The sequence below is a fragment of the Janthinobacterium sp. 78 genome, from assembly GCF_003096775.1.
GTDB lineage: Bacteria > Pseudomonadota > Gammaproteobacteria > Burkholderiales > Burkholderiaceae_D > Janthinobacterium > Janthinobacterium tructae.
Genome location: NZ_QENT01000001.1, coordinates 2,424,772 through 2,440,594, shown reverse-complemented (window position 1 = coordinate 2,440,594; position 15,823 = coordinate 2,424,772). Strand labels below are relative to the sequence as shown.

Annotated in this window: 15 protein-coding genes and 2 tRNA genes; 12 read left to right on the top strand and 5 right to left on the bottom strand. The window is 64.1% G+C overall.

All coding sequences use genetic code 11. The features are described 5' to 3' along the window. Nucleotides 1-10: 10 nt before the first annotated feature. The 5 genes from C8C92_RS10945 (at nucleotide 11) to C8C92_RS10925 (ending at nucleotide 2,708) form a co-directional block, all read left to right on the top strand. Complete coding sequence (locus tag C8C92_RS10945; protein WP_099759861.1) at nucleotides 11-220, top strand: hypothetical protein; 210 nt, start codon at nucleotides 11-13, stop codon at nucleotides 218-220. Between the two features lie 61 nt (nucleotides 221-281). Next, nucleotides 282-1,130, top strand: coding sequence for a hypothetical protein (locus C8C92_RS10940; protein ID WP_116743858.1), 849 nt, complete (start codon nucleotides 282-284; stop codon nucleotides 1,128-1,130). 58 nt (nucleotides 1,131-1,188) lie between these two features. Further along, nucleotides 1,189-2,367 (top strand): class I SAM-dependent methyltransferase, encoded by a 1,179-nt coding sequence (locus C8C92_RS10935; RefSeq protein WP_165829376.1) that lies wholly within the window; start codon nucleotides 1,189-1,191, stop codon nucleotides 2,365-2,367. A 56-nt stretch (nucleotides 2,368-2,423) separates the two neighbouring features. Further along, nucleotides 2,424-2,500, top strand: a tRNA-Met gene (locus C8C92_RS10930). 131 nt (nucleotides 2,501-2,631) lie between these two features. Beyond that, a tRNA-Met gene (locus C8C92_RS10925) sits at nucleotides 2,632-2,708 on the top strand. 71 nt (nucleotides 2,709-2,779) lie between these two features. Here C8C92_RS10925 and C8C92_RS10920 read toward each other — a convergent pair. Beyond that, nucleotides 2,780-3,340, bottom strand: coding sequence for a hypothetical protein (locus tag C8C92_RS10920; RefSeq protein WP_133250734.1), 561 nt, complete (start codon nucleotides 3,338-3,340; stop codon nucleotides 2,780-2,782). On the opposite strand from C8C92_RS10920, the gene C8C92_RS27205 reads away from it, so the two are divergent. The 7 genes from C8C92_RS27205 to dbpA all read left to right on the top strand — a co-directional run bounded on the left by C8C92_RS27205 (nucleotide 3,324) and on the right by dbpA (nucleotide 11,703). After that, nucleotides 3,324-3,593, top strand: a complete 270-nt coding sequence (locus C8C92_RS27205) for a hypothetical protein (RefSeq protein WP_133250733.1) — start codon at nucleotides 3,324-3,326, stop codon at nucleotides 3,591-3,593. The genes C8C92_RS10920 and C8C92_RS27205 overlap by 17 nt on opposite strands. A 67-nt stretch (nucleotides 3,594-3,660) precedes the next feature. Beyond that, a complete protein-coding gene (locus C8C92_RS10915; protein WP_116743852.1) occupies nucleotides 3,661-4,179 on the top strand; it encodes a sigma-70 family RNA polymerase sigma factor in 519 nt (172 codons plus the stop codon). A 1-nt stretch (nucleotide 4,180) separates the two neighbouring features. Then, nucleotides 4,181-5,185: a FecR domain-containing protein gene (locus C8C92_RS10910; RefSeq protein WP_116743850.1), complete on the top strand. Its 1,005-nt coding sequence runs from the start codon at nucleotides 4,181-4,183 to the stop codon at nucleotides 5,183-5,185. A gap of 102 nt (nucleotides 5,186-5,287) precedes the next feature. After that, nucleotides 5,288-7,783 (top strand): TonB-dependent receptor, encoded by a 2,496-nt coding sequence (locus tag C8C92_RS10905; RefSeq protein ID WP_165829374.1) that lies wholly within the window; start codon nucleotides 5,288-5,290, stop codon nucleotides 7,781-7,783. Between the two features lie 113 nt (nucleotides 7,784-7,896). Further along, complete coding sequence (locus C8C92_RS10900) at nucleotides 7,897-9,561, top strand: acid phosphatase (protein WP_116743848.1); 1,665 nt, start codon at nucleotides 7,897-7,899, stop codon at nucleotides 9,559-9,561. A 367-nt stretch (nucleotides 9,562-9,928) separates the two neighbouring features. After that, nucleotides 9,929-10,165: a hypothetical protein gene (locus C8C92_RS10895; RefSeq protein ID WP_099759870.1), complete on the top strand. Its 237-nt coding sequence runs from the start codon at nucleotides 9,929-9,931 to the stop codon at nucleotides 10,163-10,165. 113 nt (nucleotides 10,166-10,278) lie between these two features. Then, nucleotides 10,279-11,703, top strand: coding sequence for an ATP-dependent RNA helicase DbpA (gene dbpA, locus C8C92_RS10890; protein WP_099759871.1), 1,425 nt, complete (start codon nucleotides 10,279-10,281; stop codon nucleotides 11,701-11,703). Here dbpA and C8C92_RS10885 read toward each other — a convergent pair. The 4 genes from C8C92_RS10885 to C8C92_RS10870 all read right to left on the bottom strand — a co-directional run bounded on the left by C8C92_RS10885 (nucleotide 11,690) and on the right by C8C92_RS10870 (nucleotide 15,614). Continuing rightward, nucleotides 11,690-12,232, bottom strand: coding sequence for a hypothetical protein (locus C8C92_RS10885; RefSeq protein WP_116743846.1), 543 nt, complete (start codon nucleotides 12,230-12,232; stop codon nucleotides 11,690-11,692). The genes dbpA and C8C92_RS10885 overlap by 14 nt on opposite strands. After that, nucleotides 12,225-12,794 carry a hypothetical protein gene (locus C8C92_RS10880; protein ID WP_133250732.1) on the bottom strand — a complete coding sequence of 190 codons (570 nt, stop codon included), beginning with the start codon at nucleotides 12,792-12,794 and terminating at the stop codon, nucleotides 12,225-12,227. The genes C8C92_RS10885 and C8C92_RS10880 overlap by 8 nt, the downstream gene beginning before the upstream one ends. A gap of 42 nt (nucleotides 12,795-12,836) precedes the next feature. Then, a complete protein-coding gene (gene cysS, locus C8C92_RS10875) occupies nucleotides 12,837-14,213 on the bottom strand; it encodes a cysteine--tRNA ligase (protein WP_116743844.1) in 1,377 nt (458 codons plus the stop codon). Nucleotides 14,214-14,462: 249 nt separating this feature from the next. Beyond that, nucleotides 14,463-15,614 (bottom strand): MFS transporter, encoded by a 1,152-nt coding sequence (locus C8C92_RS10870; RefSeq protein ID WP_207781075.1) that lies wholly within the window; start codon nucleotides 15,612-15,614, stop codon nucleotides 14,463-14,465. Nucleotides 15,615-15,823 lie beyond the last annotated feature (209 nt).

Genomic DNA, 15,823 nt, shown 5'->3' with positions numbered 1-15,823 from the left:
AAGGAACCCCATGAAAGCCGCCCGCAGCCTCACCTTCAAGTGCGTAAAATGTCACAAATCCATGCAGGTCTACCTGCAAAAAGTCTCCGCCTGCTCGCATATCCAGCCGTATCAGGGCATTTGCGCATGCGGCGAACTCAAGCGTCACGCCACGGGCCAGGCCGATGCCGTCAAGTCTTACCTGGAGTCGGCAGACGGTAACTGGGCGCACCACCACTAATGGTTAAAGAATGGGCGTAGAACGCCGTTAATAACGGTACTTCGCTCATTGAGAAACCGCCATGTCCCAGCTTCCCGCCCTTGCCAGCCGTCAACCCGCCACGAATACGCTGGCGGGCCAGCAGCCGTCCCGCACGGGCAGCGGCGCCACAGGGCTGGCGGCTTCGCCCCTGATGCAGCGCACGGCGCAAGACGTGGTGGCCCTGTCAAAAAACGGCCTGGACCTGTCGGCCAAGGGACTCTCGCAACGGACCGATGCGCTGGGCAACGCCACCGTCGATGTGGCGCAAGATTTTCTTGGCAACATGACGCGCCAGCTGTTCGGTGACGGTGCCACTGTCGCCTTCGATTCGGTCGACCTGCAAGCCGGTTCCAGCTTCAGCAGCGGCAGTGCCAGCATCTCGGGCACCAAAGGCAGCAGCCGCACCGCCGCCTTCAGCCTCGATGAAAACGCGCATTTCATCGGCAAGGGCAAGATCACCACGGCCGATGGCCAGACCTTCGACTTCGAACTGGAAGTGCAATATCAATCGAACATCAGCGCGGGCGCCTTTGCGCACACGCAAGATGATGCGCAGGAAGTTCCGCCATCCGATGACGCCGCCCTGCCCGCCAAAGAGTTGCCCACCACGACCTTCGCAGGCAATCTGCACGACCTGTTCAAGCTGCTGGGCCAGCAATTGCAAAGCAATCTCTATCACGGTACGTCCGACGGCGCCAGCGCCAGCGGCAACAATGGCGAGCTGGCGGGCAGCCTGAGTTTGCGTTTGCTCAAGCTGGTGCAGCCTGACAATACCGCCGAGGCCGCCAAAAAAACCGTGGAAAGCACGCCCGCAGACCAGGCGCGCGCCCGCGCGCTGGCACTCGCCTATGGCACGGACAGCGCTGACGGCACGGCCAGCGACGTATAATGGAAGACGGCCTGCGCAGGCGACCATGCCGCGCGCCCCCTTCTATCGATTGAATCCCATGTCCGACACCTCTTCACCTACCGTTCATCCGCAGATCCACTGGAGCGAAAACGGCGCCGAGCATTCGGCCCGCTGGCGCTCGGAAAGCGGCATGCCGCCACCCAAGCGCGTCGTCATCGCCGATGACCGCACGACGGCCGACCAGGCCTACCGCCTGGCCTGCGAAGGCACGGCCATGCTGTGGCGCGGCGACTTCCAGAACGCGCGCCAGCTGCTGCAGGCACTGGCGCGGCGCGCCGACCACAAGAACGACAAACCGAGCAAAAAAGCCATGGCTGCCAAGCTGGCAAAACCGGAACCGTCCGCCACCGAAGCGTTTCACCTGCACCGCCAGGCGCAGTCGCAACGCGCCCGCACCCTGGCCATGCTGCTGCTGCCTTTTGACGTCGACTACACGATCCCGCTGCGCCGCGCGCCGGACGTGAAACTGGCATGCAATGAGGCGTACGGCCGTGGCGAAGTAGCCTTCGTCGCCTCGCTGCGCGAACTGCTGGGCCTGATCGGCGCGCATGAATGGCGCCGCACGGGCGTGGACCTGCCGGCCCTGGGCCAGCGCATCCACCCGCATTACGGCGTGTTCGCACCGATTCGCGGTGAATACGTGGGCCTGGTGGCGGACGCGCCGCTGCCCGCGCGCGCCAGCCTGGCCTTCGACATCGGCACCGGCACGGGCGTACTGGCCGCCGTGCTGGCGCAGCGCGGCATCAAACGCATCGTCGCCACCGACCAGGACCCGCGCGCCCTGTCGTGCGCGCGCGAAAACCTGGCGCGCCTCGATTTGCTCGATAAGGTCGACGTGGTGCAGGCCGACCTGTTCCCTGCGGGACGCGCGCCGCTGATCGTATGCAATCCACCATGGCTGCCGGCGCGCCCAAGCTCACCGATCGAATACGCCGTCTACGATCCGGACAGCCGCATGCTGCGCGGCTTCCTCGCCGGCCTGGCCGAGCACCTGGAAGCAAATGGCGAAGGCTGGCTGATTTTGTCGGACCTGGCCGAGCACCTGGGCCTGCGCCCGCGCACGCAATTGCTCGAATGGATAGCGCAAGCGGGTTTGAAAGTGATCGACCGCCTGGACGTGAAACCCACGCACCCGCGCGCGCAAGATGCGACGGACAGCCTGCACGCTGCACGCTCGAAGGAAGTCACGTCGCTGTGGCGCCTGGCGGCGGCGTAATCCTGGGTCTGACACCAGGCCATTGCGCATTGCAGCAAACCCGGCTATAATTCGGATGCGGGGTGGAGCAGTCTGGCAGCTCGTCGGGCTCATAACCCGAAGGTCACAGGTTCAAATCCTGTCCCCGCAACCAATACCTGAAAGCCGCTGACTCTTGCAAAAGATCAGCGGCTTTTTCCATTGCGGCGCAGCATCTCCACGACCATCAGGCAAACCGATGTAATCGGCCCTTTCGCAATGCAACAAACTCGGTTATAATTCGGCTGCGGGGTGGAGCAGTCTGGCAGCTCGTCGGGCTCATAACCCGAAGGTCACAGGTTCAAATCCTGTCCCCGCAACCAATACATAAAAACCGCTGACTTCTGCAAGGGATTCAGCGGTTTTTTCATTCCTGGCCTGGCCTGACCCATCTTTACGCGGTGACGCTGGCCCGGATCTGCCTGGCCGCCGCGTGCAAACTGGCCGCCACTCTTTCCAGCTTGTCGGCGCCCGCCGTTTCTGCCAGGGCGGCAAAGGCGCTGATATGAAACGTGGCCACCATCGCCGGCGACACTTCGAACTCCAGCGCGGTCTTGCTCAATTCCGTCGACGCCTCGAGGTAAGGCTCGCTGCCCGCCTCGAAGGCTTGCTTGGTTTCCAGTAATTCCTGGCCACCCTGCGCCTTGGCCAGGCAAGCGTCGACCTTTTGCTGGAAGGCTGGCAAGGTATCACGCACGGGGCCTGGCTCAGGTGCCGGTTCCGGCTCCGCTGGTGCGGGCGCGGCAGGCGCCGGCTTGTCCGGCATCGGCATCTCGCGCAAAGTCAGCCAGCGCTCGACGGCGAGAAAGTCGGCAAACGGCTCTTCTACCTTGGGATTCATCAACCAGACCTCGCCCGTGCGCCAGTCGATCCGGGCGCCGCGCTCATTTCTCGCCAACAAAATATCCTTGCCACCATCGGCATTCGACACCCGGCCGATGTCGAGCCAGTTCATCAGCTCAGCCTGGCGCGACATCGCGTTGACCCGATGGAAAAAGGCCAACCATAAAAATCTGGCGACCAAAAGAACCAGGGCACCGCCAACCATCCACATCATTTTGCGCTCCGCACCACATCGACAAGCCGCATTTTCTCACATGAAAGCTTGCGCCAAGGAAACTTTTACATCTGCCGTGCGCAAGCGCAAGTCCGTTGCCGCAGGCGGCCCGGGCGCGCAGTCGCATTTCAGCAACGCCGCGTTTTCCTGATTGCCTGGCGTGCGCGGCTGCGCTATTATGAGAACAATTCTCATTTAGATTAAGCCGTACTGTACCCATGCTGTCCGCCCCTTCCCCGCCGTCCGATTTCCAGGCCCTGTATGCCGAGCACCATTCGTGGCTGTTGCACTGGCTGAAGCGTCGCCTGCACGACGCGGGGCTGGCGGGCGACCTGGCGCAGGATACCTTCCTCAAGATTTTCCTTGCACGCAGCAGTGCTGAAATCGCGCAGCCGCGCCCCTTCCTGGCCACCATCGCCAAGCGCCTGCTGGCCAATCACTGCCGGCGCGAAGAACTGGAACGGGCCTACCTCGACGCCCTGCGGCATCAGCCGCAAGCGTGCGCGCCCTCGCCGGAAGCGATGTCCATCCTGCTCGAATCGCTGCAACGGATCGACCGCGCGCTGGACCAGCTCTCCGCCAAGGCCAAGGCCGCCTTCCTGCTGGCCCACCTGGACGGCATGAGCTACGCCGAGATCGCCGCCGAGCTGGGCACCACCACGCATTCCGTCAAAAAATACCTGAGCAAGGCCAATTTGCTGTGCTTTTTTGCCGTGCCCGATTTTGCCAGCGCCTGACATGCGCACCGCCACCGTCCATGCACTGGGCCAGCCCATCGACCTGGCCATCGCCATGCAGGCGGCCGAATGGCTGACCACCCTGATGAGCGGCGCCACCACGCCGGCGGAAAAGACGGCCTGGCAAGAGTGGCGCCAGGCGCACCCCGACCATGAACGGGCGTGGAAACACATCGAAAGCGCCAGCGGCGGCTTGCGCGAACTCGATGCGCAAGCGTGCCGCACGGCGCTGGCACGGCGTCCTGCCGCGCCCATCTCGCGCCGCAACAGCCTGCAACTGCTGGCGTGGGTATCGGCCATCGGCATTACGGGCTGGTTCGGCGCGCGCTCGGAATATGCGCCCGACATGGCCCGCGCCGCGCTGGCCGACATGGCCACGGGCGTGGGCGAGCGCCGCGAGCTGGCCCTGCCCGACGGCAGCCGTCTGCACCTGAACAGCGGCAGCGCCGTGAACATCCGCTTCAGCGGCACGCAACGGCTGCTGCAACTGGTGCAAGGGGAGATATTCATCGCCACCGCCCGCGAAACGGGCCGGCCCTACCGCCCCTTCCTCGTCGAAACCGCGCATGGCCACGCCCAGGCGCTGGGCACGCGCTACTCGGTGCGCCAGGCGGACGGCAATACCCTGGTCGCCGTCGAAGAAGGCGCCGTGCGGCTGACGCCGCGCCATGGCGACGGCAACCGCGTGATCCATGCGGGCCAGGGCGGCGGCATGACGGCGCAACAGCTCTTGCCCGCGCACGCCATCTCGCCCGACATCTGGGCCTGGCGCCAGGGCTTGCTGCTGGCCGACGCCATGCCGCTGCGCGACTTCCTAAATGAATTGAGCCGCTACCGCCACGGCTTGCTGGGCTGCGACGACGCCGTCGCCGGCCTGCGCATCTCCGGCGTCTTCCCGCTGGCCGACCTGGACGCCGTGCTGCTGTCGCTGCCCGACTCCCTGCCCGTCGATGTGCGCCTGCGCACGCGCTACTGGGTGCAGGTGGAGGCGCGCCGGCAGCGCTAACAATTTATTTGACGCCCGCCGCAAAAAAACCTTACCCGTTTGCGTTTCTCGCGTGACCTGTGTAGGCAACGTTCTTTTTGACGACTACACCACAAGGTAACCATGTCTCTTGCCATTCATTCCACGCCGCGCATCAAGCGCATGGCGTATGCCATCCAACTCGTTTTCATCGGTTCGGCCCTGCTGCTGAACGTCCAGGCGCCAGCCCTGGCGCAGGAAAGCGCCGCAGCGCCAGCCACGAGTCAGGATTTCCAGGTGCCGGCCGGCGACCTGGCTGCGGCGCTGCGCCAGGTCGCCAGCCAGTCCAGGGTCATCCTCAGCTTTGCGCCGGAACAGACGCGCGGCAAGACCTCCGCAGGCCTCATTGGCCGCCACGACGTACTGGCGGCCCTGAACGGCGTGCTGCGCGGCACCGGCCTGAAGGCCGAGCGCAGCGCCAATGGCAGCTATGTGCTGCGCCCGGCGCAGTCGGAATCCGGCGCGGACGCCATCGCCATGATGCCGGAAGTATCGGTCAAGGCGCAGCAGGATGCGACGGAAGGCTCGGGCGCGTATGTCTCCGCCCTGCCGGTTTCCACGGCCACGCCGCTGGGCCTGTCGATCCGGGAAACGCCGCAGTCGGTCAGCGTCATCACGCAGCAGCGCATGCAGGACCAGGGCCTGAGCACCATCGCGCAAGTGATGGCGCAAACGCCGGGCATCACCCTGTTCTCGCTGGGCAGCGAGCGCACGGGCTTTACTTCGCGCGGCTATTCGATCACCAATTACCAGCTCGATGGCGTCAGCACGCATTCGGAAAACCTCGGCCTGAACGCGATACCGTCGCAAAGCCTGGCCGACATGGCGCTGTACGACCGCATCGAAGTGCTGCGCGGCGCCTCGGGCCTGATGACGGGCGCGGGCGATGCCTCGGGCGCCATCAACATGGTGCGCAAGAAGCCGACGGCGCAGTTCCAGGCCTCCGTCGAGGGCGAGCTGGGCTCCTACGATGAACGGCGCGGCATGGCCGATATCGCCGGTCCGCTGAACGAGGCACGCACCGTGCGCGGCCGCCTGGTGACGGTGTACGAGGAAGGCGACGGCATCATCGACGGCTACAGCCGCGACAAGAAAGTGGTGTATGGCGTGGTCGAGGCGGACCTGTCCGCCGGCACGAAACTGACAGCCGGCGTCACGCACCAGCGCAAGCGCTCGAATGGTTCGCTGTCCTACCTGGGCTTCCCCCTGTTCTACAGCAATGGCGCCATGACGGATCTGCCGCGCTCCTTCAGCCCGGCGGCCAAGTCGAATCGCTTCGACACCAAATCGACCGACCTCTTTGCCACCCTGGAACACGCACTGGCGAACGACTGGAAGCTGAAAATCTCGGCCAACCGCGTGCAGTCGTCGCAAGAAGAGCGCTCCATCTACCTGGACGTGAGTGGCGGCTTTCCCGACCAGGCCACGGGCGACGGCCTGCTGCTCAATGCCGACTACCGCGATTACCAGCTCCAGGTCAACAGCGTGGACGTCAATGTGCGTGGCCCGTTCAGCGCGTTCGGCCGCCAGCACGACCTGGTGCTGGGCATGGACTATAGCGAATTCCAAAGCACGACGGATGGCCGCTTCGGCGGCGGCGTCGCAAGCACGCCCGCCAACCTGTACCGCTGGAACCGCACGGCAACACCGGCGTTTGGCAATGCCGTTGTCACTTACGACAGCACGCGCCGCCAGGCCAGCGCGTATGCCGCCACGCGCCTCAACCTGTCCGAGCGCCTGAAATTGATCGCCGGCGCAAAAGTGCTGCGCTACAGCGAGAATTACATCTCGGACGCACCTTCCGTGAATTTTTACAGCGCCTCGCCAGCCTCGGAAAGCCGGGTCTTCACGCCGTATGGCGGCCTGGTGTTCGACATCGACGGCACGCACAGCGCCTACGCCAGCTACTCCACCATCTACCAGCCGCAGGCATCGCAGGACCGCTACGGCAAGCTGCTGGCGCCGCGCGAAGGCAAGACCTTTGAAGCGGGCATCAAGAGCGGCTGGCTCGATGGCCGCCTGAACACGGCTGCCGCGCTGTACCAGATCCGCCAGAGCAACCTGGCCGAATCGGATCCCGGCTACACCGTACCCGGCACGAACAATCCCGCCAACCGCACCATCCAGGGTGCCAAGACCCAGGGCGTGGACTTGGAAGCGACGGGCGCCATCACCCCAAGCTGGAACATTTCGGCCTCGTGGTCTTACAGCCAGACGGAAAACAATACCGGCAAGGCGATCCTGACCACCTTCCCACGCCACCTGGTGAAACTGTGGACCACTTATCGGCTGCCCGGCGAGCTGCATCGCCTGACGCTGGGTGGCGGCGTGAACTGGCAAAGCCGCGTGTATTCCGACATCGACGCGTGGCAGATCAACAGTACCCTGCACTGGGAACAGAAGGCGTACTCGGTGGCCAGCCTGATGGCGCGCTACGACGTCAGCGACAAGCTCTCTGCCACCGTCAACGTGGCCAACCTGTTCGACAAGCAGTACACGGCTTCCGTATCGGACTGGTGGTACTCGGGCATGTATGGCCCGGCGCGCAAGGTGGCGTTGACCGTGCGGTATCAGTTCTGATGCACTGAACGGGGCGGGCCGAATATTTCGCATCATCCAGGGGCCGGTGATACAATTTTCCGCTTCACGGGCACAAACACTGCCCGTGCCACAGAAACACCCAAGGAGAATGTGTGAAGGACCTCGCCCCCGCCCTGCCAGCCGATCCGGCCGACCAACCCGCCAATCCCTCGCGCCGGCGCATTTTCCAGGCCGCTTCCGCAGTCGGCCTGGCCGCCAGCCTGCCGGCGCTGGCCGACGCCGCGCCAGCCAGGAAGAGCATCGCCAAGGGTTCGCTCGACGCGAAACTCAAGGCGCACGTCAAGAACGTGGTCGTGATCTACCTGGAAAACCGCAGCTTCAACAACCTGTTCGCCAACTTCCCCGGCACCAGCGCGCCCCTGTCCGCCGTCACGGCGGAACAGGCGCGGCAGCTGGACCGCGACGGCAAGCCGCTGGCCACCCTGCCGAAGATCTGGGGCGGCCTGGTGCCGAACCAGCAAAATATCGGCGGCACCGATTACCTGATCAAGGAAGAGCAGATTTCCGGCCTGCCGAACGCGCCCTACAAATTGAGCGACGCAGCCGGCAAGCCCCTGCCCGAGAGCATCATCACGCGCGACCTCGTGCACCGCTTCTATAACAACCAGATGCAGATCAATGGCGGCAAGAACGACGGCTTTGCCGCGTGGGCCGACAGCGGCGGCCTGGTGATGGGCCACTACGGCGAAACGTCGAAAAACCTGAACCTGTGGCAGATCGCCGAGCAGTACACGCTGTGCGACAACTTCTTCATGGCGGCCTTCGGCGGCTCCTACATGAACCACCAGTTCCTCGTCACGGGCCGCGCCAACGAATACTTCAACGCGATTGATACGGCGGCGAAGAAAAAGATCGCCGTACTGTCCGACGGTCCGCAAGGCGTGCGCCTGGCGATCTCTCCCGAGTGCCCCGCCTCCGCGCTCGATGGCAAACCGAAGTACGTCAACGACGGCGCCCTCACGCCGGACGGCTATGCCGTCAACACCATGGCGCCGCCATATCAACCGAGTTACGTCCGCCCCGCCTTCGATGGCGACCCGCTGCATGCCGACCCGGCCGATGCGAACACCCTGCCACCGCAAACCTATGACACCATCGGCGACCTGCTGTCGCGCAAGGGCGTCAGCTGGGCCTGGTATGGCGGCGGCTGGCAAGCGGCGCTCGACCAGAAGGGCGGCGGCAGCAAGCCCAACTTCCAGTTCCACCACCAGCCGCTGAACTACTTCAAGCAGTTCGCGCCTGGCACGGCGGCGCGCGCCGAACACCTGCGCGACGGCGGCACGGGCGACAGCCCGATCTCGAACAAATTCCTCGCCGCCGCCGTGGCGGGCAAGCTGCCGGCCGTGACCTTCTACAAGCCGCAGGGCAATCTGAACCTGCATGCCGGCTACTCGGATATCGAGTCGGGCGACCAGCACGTGGCCAACATCATCCAGCATCTGAAGGAATCGCCGCAGTGGAAAGACATGATCGTGGTGATCACGTTCGATGAAAACGGCGGCTGGTGGGATCACGTGGCGCCGCCAAAAGGCGACCGCTGGGGTCCGGGCACGCGCATTCCCGCCATCGTCGTCTCGCCGTACGCGAAAAAAGGCGCCGTCGACCACAGTTTTTATGACACCACGTCCATCCTGCGCCTGATCACGCGCCTGCACGACTTGCCACTGCTCGAAGGCCTGAAAGTGCGCAATGATGCGTTCGCGTCACGCGGCGCGCTGCCGCCGGGTGACTTGACTGGCGCCTTGAGCTTCCGCTAAGCCCCACACAGTGCGGCACGCCTGTGATACACTGCGTGCCGCACTTTGAACCTGTCCCGGCAGATGAATACATCAGCAGCAGACAGCCCCTCGGAAGCGGGTACTGCGTTGTTCGTCGTAGCCTGGCTCGCCAGGCGTCCTCCTCACGCCTTGTCCGCGCTCCCGATGAGCAATCTGCTGCAGACGCTCCCTACCGGGACAGGTTCTTAAATCCGCAGGTCAGGTATTCCTGACGGATGTTCCAACAATGAGCCCGACTCCAGTAGCCGGGCTTTTGTTTTGTGGATGAAGTTAAAGCGTATAGACATAGGCGGGCAGCACCTTGCCCGCCCCTTGGCTTTCGCAGGCCAGGGACAGAGGTTAGTAAATGAGAGATAAAAAAGACAACGCCACCATCGACTTGCCCGGCTTCGGCCAGCTGCCTGCGCACGAGGCGCCAGAGCCGGCGCCGGAACCGCAGCGCCGCACGCGCGCGCGCAAGGTGGCTTTGAAGCAGGTGCAGCTCGAATTGCTGGAGCCGACGGACGCCACGGGCCTGCCCGTGTGGACGCGCGACGCCGGCCTTGATCTCACCGGCTTGCCCATCTGGGCGCCTGACAACTGATACCCCAACGCTGGCGGCCGTTTGCCGCCGGCTTCCACACCACCATCCGCACAAGGGCGTTGAACGCCTGTAGACTGTGCCCATCCACCCGCTTTTTACCGGCTCCGCCCTTTATGACCACCACATCCGCTACCACTTCTTTTTCCAGCCTGCCGCTGACGCCCGCCTTTCTGGCCAATCTGGACTCGCTCGGCTACCACGAGATGACCACCATCCAGGCGCAAAGCCTGCCGGCGGTGCTCGATGGCCGCGACCTGATCGCCCAGGCGAAAACGGGCAGCGGCAAGACGGCCGCCTTCGGCATCGGCATCCTGCACAAGCTCAATCCGGCCTGGTTTGCCGTGCAAGGCCTGGTGCTGTGCCCCACGCGCGAACTGGCCGACCAGGTGGCCAATGAGCTGCGCCGCCTGGCCCGCGCAGCCGGCAACATCAAGATCCTGACATTGACGGGCGGCGCGCCGATGCGCCCGCAAATCGCCTCGCTGGAACACGGCGCCCACATCGTCGTCGGCACGCCGGGCCGCATGCGCGACCACCTGGGCCGCGGCACCATCAACCTGAGCCACGTGCAAACGCTGGTACTCGATGAAGCGGACCGCATGACGGACATGGGCTTTTACGAGGAAATCGCCGGCATCGTCAGCGCCTGCCCCGCACGCCGCCAGACCCTGCTGTTCTCGGCCACGTATCCGGAAGACATCCGCCGCGCCACGGCATCGTTCCTCGTCAATCCGCTGGAAGTGACGGTCGAGGCGCAGCACGATAACGACAAGATCGAACAGCGCTTCTATGAAATCGGCTTCGACGAGCGCAATGGCGCCGTCGGCAAGCTGCTCAAGCACTTCAAGCCGGAATCGACGCTGGCTTTCTGCAACACCAAGGTGCATTGCCGCGAACTGGCCGAAGAACTGCGCCAGCAAGGCTTTTCCGCGCTGGCCCTGTATGGCGAGCTGGAACAGCGCGAGCGCGATGAAATCCTGGTGCTGTTCGCCAACCGCAGCTGCTCCGTGCTGGTGGCCACCGACGTCGCCGCGCGCGGCCTCGATATCTCCGACCTGGGCGCCGTGATCAACGTCGACGTCTCGAAGGACACGGAAGTGCACATCCACCGCATCGGCCGCACGGGCCGCGGCAGCAAGAAGGGCCTGGCCCTGTCGCTGTGTGCGCCGAACGAGAAGAAATGGGTCAAGCTGATCGAGCAGTACCAGAACAGCGCCGCCGAATGGCACGACCTGAAGGAACTGGCGGAAGATGACGGCATGGAGGCGCTGCCGGCGCCGATGGTCACCCTGTGCATCATGGGCGGCAAGAAGGACAAGCTGCGCCCGGGCGACTTGCTGGGTGCGCTGACGGGCGACGCGGGCCTGACCAAGGAGCAAGTGGGCAAGATCAACGTGTTCGAGTTCATGACCTACGTGGCGCTCGACCGCAAGGTGGCGGAAGCGGCCTTCAAGCGCCTCAACGCCGGCAATACCTTGGGCCGCGACTTCGGCAACATCAAGGGCCGCAGCTTCAAGATGCGCTTTATCGAGGCGTAAGCTGCTGCAATGCACGCAGGGCCGCCATGGTCCTGCGTCCCGGGTAATCGTCCCACACGGGATATTGCCCGCGGTAGTAGCAGCTCCAGTAACTGATACTGCGCCGCTCCAGAGTGGCCACATACGCGGGGTTTTCCCGCAGATAGCGCGCCAGTGCATCGGCATTCCAGGCCGGCAGCGCCGCGCCAATTATCTCAATAATCTCCAGCACGTATTCGCCGCACAGGTGCACGACGAACGGCACCGTCCACGCCCGCTCTTGCAGCAACAGCTGTCTTGCACACGCTTCGCGCAGATGGCCGTCATGGTGGCGTGTGCCCAGGCACAGGGCGACCACGCCCGCGTCGCCGGGCAGCAGGGTACAAGCGAGCAGCTGCTCGCGGTCATAGTACGTGCGCGTCGGGATCAGCAAGGCCTCGCCATTCTGGTACACGGCAAATGGCGGGTGTGCCCGGCTGCTCCCCAGCACGGGCAGCAGCTGCGCCACAGTGCCGGCCAAGGCGGCCGGAAAAGCGTCCGCTTCAGCCATCGCGCCCTTCCCTGCAAACCTTGCGCACACCCAGCGCAGGCTTGTCCATCTTTTCAAAGATCACATTCGAATACCATGCGGCGGGATCGCCTTCGGTGGGCTTGCCCAGCGAAATATAGTAGCCGCCCTGCGTGAACAGGGCCGTGGTTTCCTTGCCCGGCGTGATCCCCTGCAGGAAGGCCGGCCATGCCGCCTTGTCGACCTGGCTAAAACGCGCGGCCAGCAGCGCCAGCAAGCGCGCGTGCGAGGCGGGCGCATACGGGAACAGATACAGGTATTCGACCAGCTCACCGCCATCGGCCAGGCGCGTGACGGCGGATGTCGCCGCATCGACTTCACTGCCAAAACGACAGAGCACCCCGCCGCTGTAGGCGAAATCGATGATGGTCGCCGGCACGCACGCCTGCCGTTCGCGGTCGATGCCGACGGGCGGCAGCGCGCGCACTTGCGCCAGCAGCGCCTCGCCTGATGTGGCCAGCGCGGGAAAGCCCGGACACTCGCTGGCCGCCTGCACGGCAGAAAAGGCCAGGCAACAACTCAATAGCAGCACACGACGCTTCACGGCCTCTCCATTTTCATCAGGCGGCCATTATGCAGGACATCTTCACAAAGGCCGCGCCTGTTGCCCTTGCGGCGTATCGTCGATGTCATAGCCGGCCGCGCGCGCCAGTGCGCGCAAGCGGTCCGCCTCGCCCCACTGCCGCTGCGCACGGGCGATGGCCCGTTCCGCCATCCATGCCTGCACGGGCTGCGGCACTTCCACCTGCGCCGGCTGCCAGGCCAGCAGATCGAGTCCCAGTGCCGTATCGAAACGGGCCATGGTGGCCTTTTTCACGGCGTCGGGCAGGTCGCCTTTCAGCAGTTCCCAGGCCACGGCCAGCGCGCGCGGAAAATTCAGGTCCTCGTTGAGCTGTTCCGTGAAGCGGGCCAGCCACGTCGGATCGGCCTCGCCTTGCGCCTCGCCAAGGCCATGCACGGTAGAGCGCATGCGGGCCAGGCCGCTGGCGGCGGCGCGCATGGCGTCATCCGTGAAATTGAGGCTGCTGCGGTAATGGGCGCCCAGGCACAGGTAGCGGTAGGCGAGCGGATCGATCCCCTGCTCCAGCAAGCTTTGCAGGCGCAAAAAGTCCCCTGAGGATTTCGACATCTTCGCATCCTGCGTCTTGAGGAAGGCGCCGTGCAGCCAAAAGTTGGCCAGGCGCGTGCCGTGGCGCGCCTGCGTTTGCGCGATCTCGTTGCTGTGGTGGACGGCCACGTGGTCTTCGCCGCCGCAATGGATGTCGAAATACGTGCCCAGGTGCTTTTCCGCCATGGCCGAGCATTCGATGTGCCAGCCGGGAAAACCCAGGCCCCAGGGGCTGTCCCACTCCATCTGCCGCTGGCCCGGCACGCCGCTGAACTTCCACAGCGCGAAGTCGCAGATGTCGCGCTTCTCGCCCAGCTCCACCCGCTTGCCCGCTTGCAGGCCGTCGCGCTTCAGGCGCGCCAGCTTGCCATAATCGTCCTGGCGCGTGGTGTCGAAATAGATGCCGTCGTCGGTGCGGTAGGTATAACCCTTCGCTTCCAGGTCGAGGATGAAGGCGATCTGTTCCGCGATGTGGTCCGTGGCGCGGCACCAGACGGTGGGCGGCAGGATATTCAACTGGCGCAGATCGTCTTCAAACGCGCGGGTAAATTCAGCGGCGATGTCCCAGGCCGACTTGCCGCTGCGGGCGCTGCGCACTTCGATCTTGTCGTCGCCGCTGTCCGCGTCCGACGTCAAATGGCCCACGTCAGTGATGTTCATCACGTGGCGCACCTGCAAACCGTTGAACGCGAGCGCGCGGCGCAAGCCGTCGACGAACAGATAGGTGCGAAGGTTGCCGATGTGCGCATAATCGTAGACGGTGGGCCCGCAGGCATACAGGCCCGCCTGGCCCGCGGCGATGGGTTCAAACGGCCGCAGGCTGCGGCTATACGTATCGTACAAATGGAGTGTCATGCGGGACTTTCATTAGCGCTGCGGAAAAAGAAAATGGCCACAGGTTTTTCAACACTGTGGCCATCGAATGAGGAGTAAAACGTTTAACGGCGCCGGGCCGCATCCTCACGAAGCCAGGTACACGGACACAGCGCAGCGGCGGCGCCGGATGCAAAGCCGGATGCAAAAACTGGAGGGAGGATGAAAGTGCTCATGGAACAAATATCGCATGTACGCGGGCGGGCCGTCAAGCCCTCCCGCGCCGCCCGCTTATTTTTTCGCCTGCTCGATATGCGGCAACAGCACCGTCAATATGCCCAGCAGCGGCAGATAGGAGCAGATTTTGTACACATAGGCAATGCCCGCCACGTCGGCCAGGTGGCCCATGGCGGCGGCGGCGATGCCGGAGACACCGAACATCAGGCCAAAGAAGATGCCCGCGATCATGCCCACCTTGCCCGGCACCAGTTCTTGCGCAAAGACGACGATGGCGGAAAAGGCGGAGGAAATGACGAAACCGATGATCACCGTCAAGACGGCCGTCCAGAACAGGTCGACGTACGGCAGCAGCAGGGTAAATGGTGCGGCGCCCAGGATGGAAATCCAGATCACGCGCTTGCGGCCGATGCGGTCGCCGATGGGGCCGCCCATGAAGGTGCCGGCCGCCACGGCGGCAAGGAACAGGAACAGGTACAGCTGGGCATCGCCGAGCGACAGGTGGAATTTGTCGATCAGGTAAAAGGTGTAATAGCTCGACAGGCTGGCCATGTAGATGTACTTCGAAAACACCAGCAGGGCCAGCACCCCCAGCGCTTGCAACACCTTGTTGCGCGACAAGTTAGGCCCTTGGCCGCCCGCCTTCGGCTTGAAGCTGGCCAGGTGGCCGCCATACCAGTGGCTGACCTTGTACAGCACGCCGATGGCCAGCACGGCCAGCAGGCTGAACCAGGCGACATTGCCGTGGCCGCGGTTTACGATGACGGCCGCCGCCAGCAGTGGTCCCAGTGCGGAACCGACATTGCCACCCACCTGGAACAGCGATTGTGCAAAGCCATAGCGTCCGCCCGAGGCCATGCGCGCCACGCGCGACGCTTCCGGGTGGAAGGTCGAGGAACCGACGCCGATCAGGCCCGATGCGATCAACAGGGTCGGGAAGGTCGAGACGATGGACAGCATCAGCACGCCGGCCAGGGTAAAACACATGCCGATGGGCAGCAAGAATGGCAGCGGACGACGGTCCGTGTACAAGCCGATCCAGGGCTGCAGCAACGATGCCGTGCACTGGAACGTCAGGGTGATGAGACCGACCTGGGTAAAACTGAGTGAAAACTCGGCTTTCAGCATCGGGTAAATCGACGGCAATAATGCCTGGATCAGGTCATTGAGCAAATGCACAAAGGCGACGGCGCCCAGGATGTGCATGGCCAGACCGGATGGTTGTTGGGAACGATGAAGCGAGGGAGCCGCCGGCACGGACTTGGCCAATGCCGGGGCAGGTGTGGTTGTGTGCATGTGTCTTCCGCAATAATCGGGCACGACGGGCGGCCCGGCAAAGAAGCCAGTATAGTATGGTCGCTGAACTGACAACTTCCAATAATCGTCGCCCAAGTGACAACCAAGAGACTAGCCAA

Excerpts from the sequence above, each read along its gene's own strand:
- C8C92_RS10945 (WP_099759861.1), top strand. The coding sequence starts at position 11 with ATGAAAGCCGCCCGCAGCCTCACCTTCAAGTGCGTAAAATGTCACAAA.
- C8C92_RS10940 (WP_116743858.1), top strand. The coding sequence starts at position 282 with ATGTCCCAGCTTCCCGCCCTTGCCAGCCGTCAACCCGCCACGAATACG.
- C8C92_RS10935 (WP_165829376.1), top strand. The coding sequence starts at position 1,189 with ATGTCCGACACCTCTTCACCTACCGTTCATCCGCAGATCCACTGGAGC.
- C8C92_RS27205 (WP_133250733.1), top strand. The coding sequence starts at position 3,324 with ATGTCGAGCCAGTTCATCAGCTCAGCCTGGCGCGACATCGCGTTGACC.
- C8C92_RS10920 (WP_133250734.1), bottom strand. The coding sequence starts at position 3,340 with ATGAACTGGCTCGACATCGGCCGGGTGTCGAATGCCGATGGTGGCAAG.
- C8C92_RS10915 (WP_116743852.1), top strand. The coding sequence starts at position 3,661 with ATGCTGTCCGCCCCTTCCCCGCCGTCCGATTTCCAGGCCCTGTATGCC.
- C8C92_RS10910 (WP_116743850.1), top strand. The coding sequence starts at position 4,181 with ATGCGCACCGCCACCGTCCATGCACTGGGCCAGCCCATCGACCTGGCC.
- C8C92_RS10905 (WP_165829374.1), top strand. The coding sequence starts at position 5,288 with ATGTCTCTTGCCATTCATTCCACGCCGCGCATCAAGCGCATGGCGTAT.
- C8C92_RS10895 (WP_099759870.1), top strand. The coding sequence starts at position 9,929 with ATGAGAGATAAAAAAGACAACGCCACCATCGACTTGCCCGGCTTCGGC.
- dbpA (WP_099759871.1), top strand. The coding sequence starts at position 10,279 with ATGACCACCACATCCGCTACCACTTCTTTTTCCAGCCTGCCGCTGACG.
- C8C92_RS10885 (WP_116743846.1), bottom strand. The coding sequence starts at position 12,232 with ATGGCTGAAGCGGACGCTTTTCCGGCCGCCTTGGCCGGCACTGTGGCG.
- cysS (WP_116743844.1), bottom strand. The coding sequence starts at position 14,213 with ATGACACTCCATTTGTACGATACGTATAGCCGCAGCCTGCGGCCGTTT.
- C8C92_RS10870 (WP_207781075.1), bottom strand. The coding sequence starts at position 15,614 with ATGCACATCCTGGGCGCCGTCGCCTTTGTGCATTTGCTCAATGACCTG.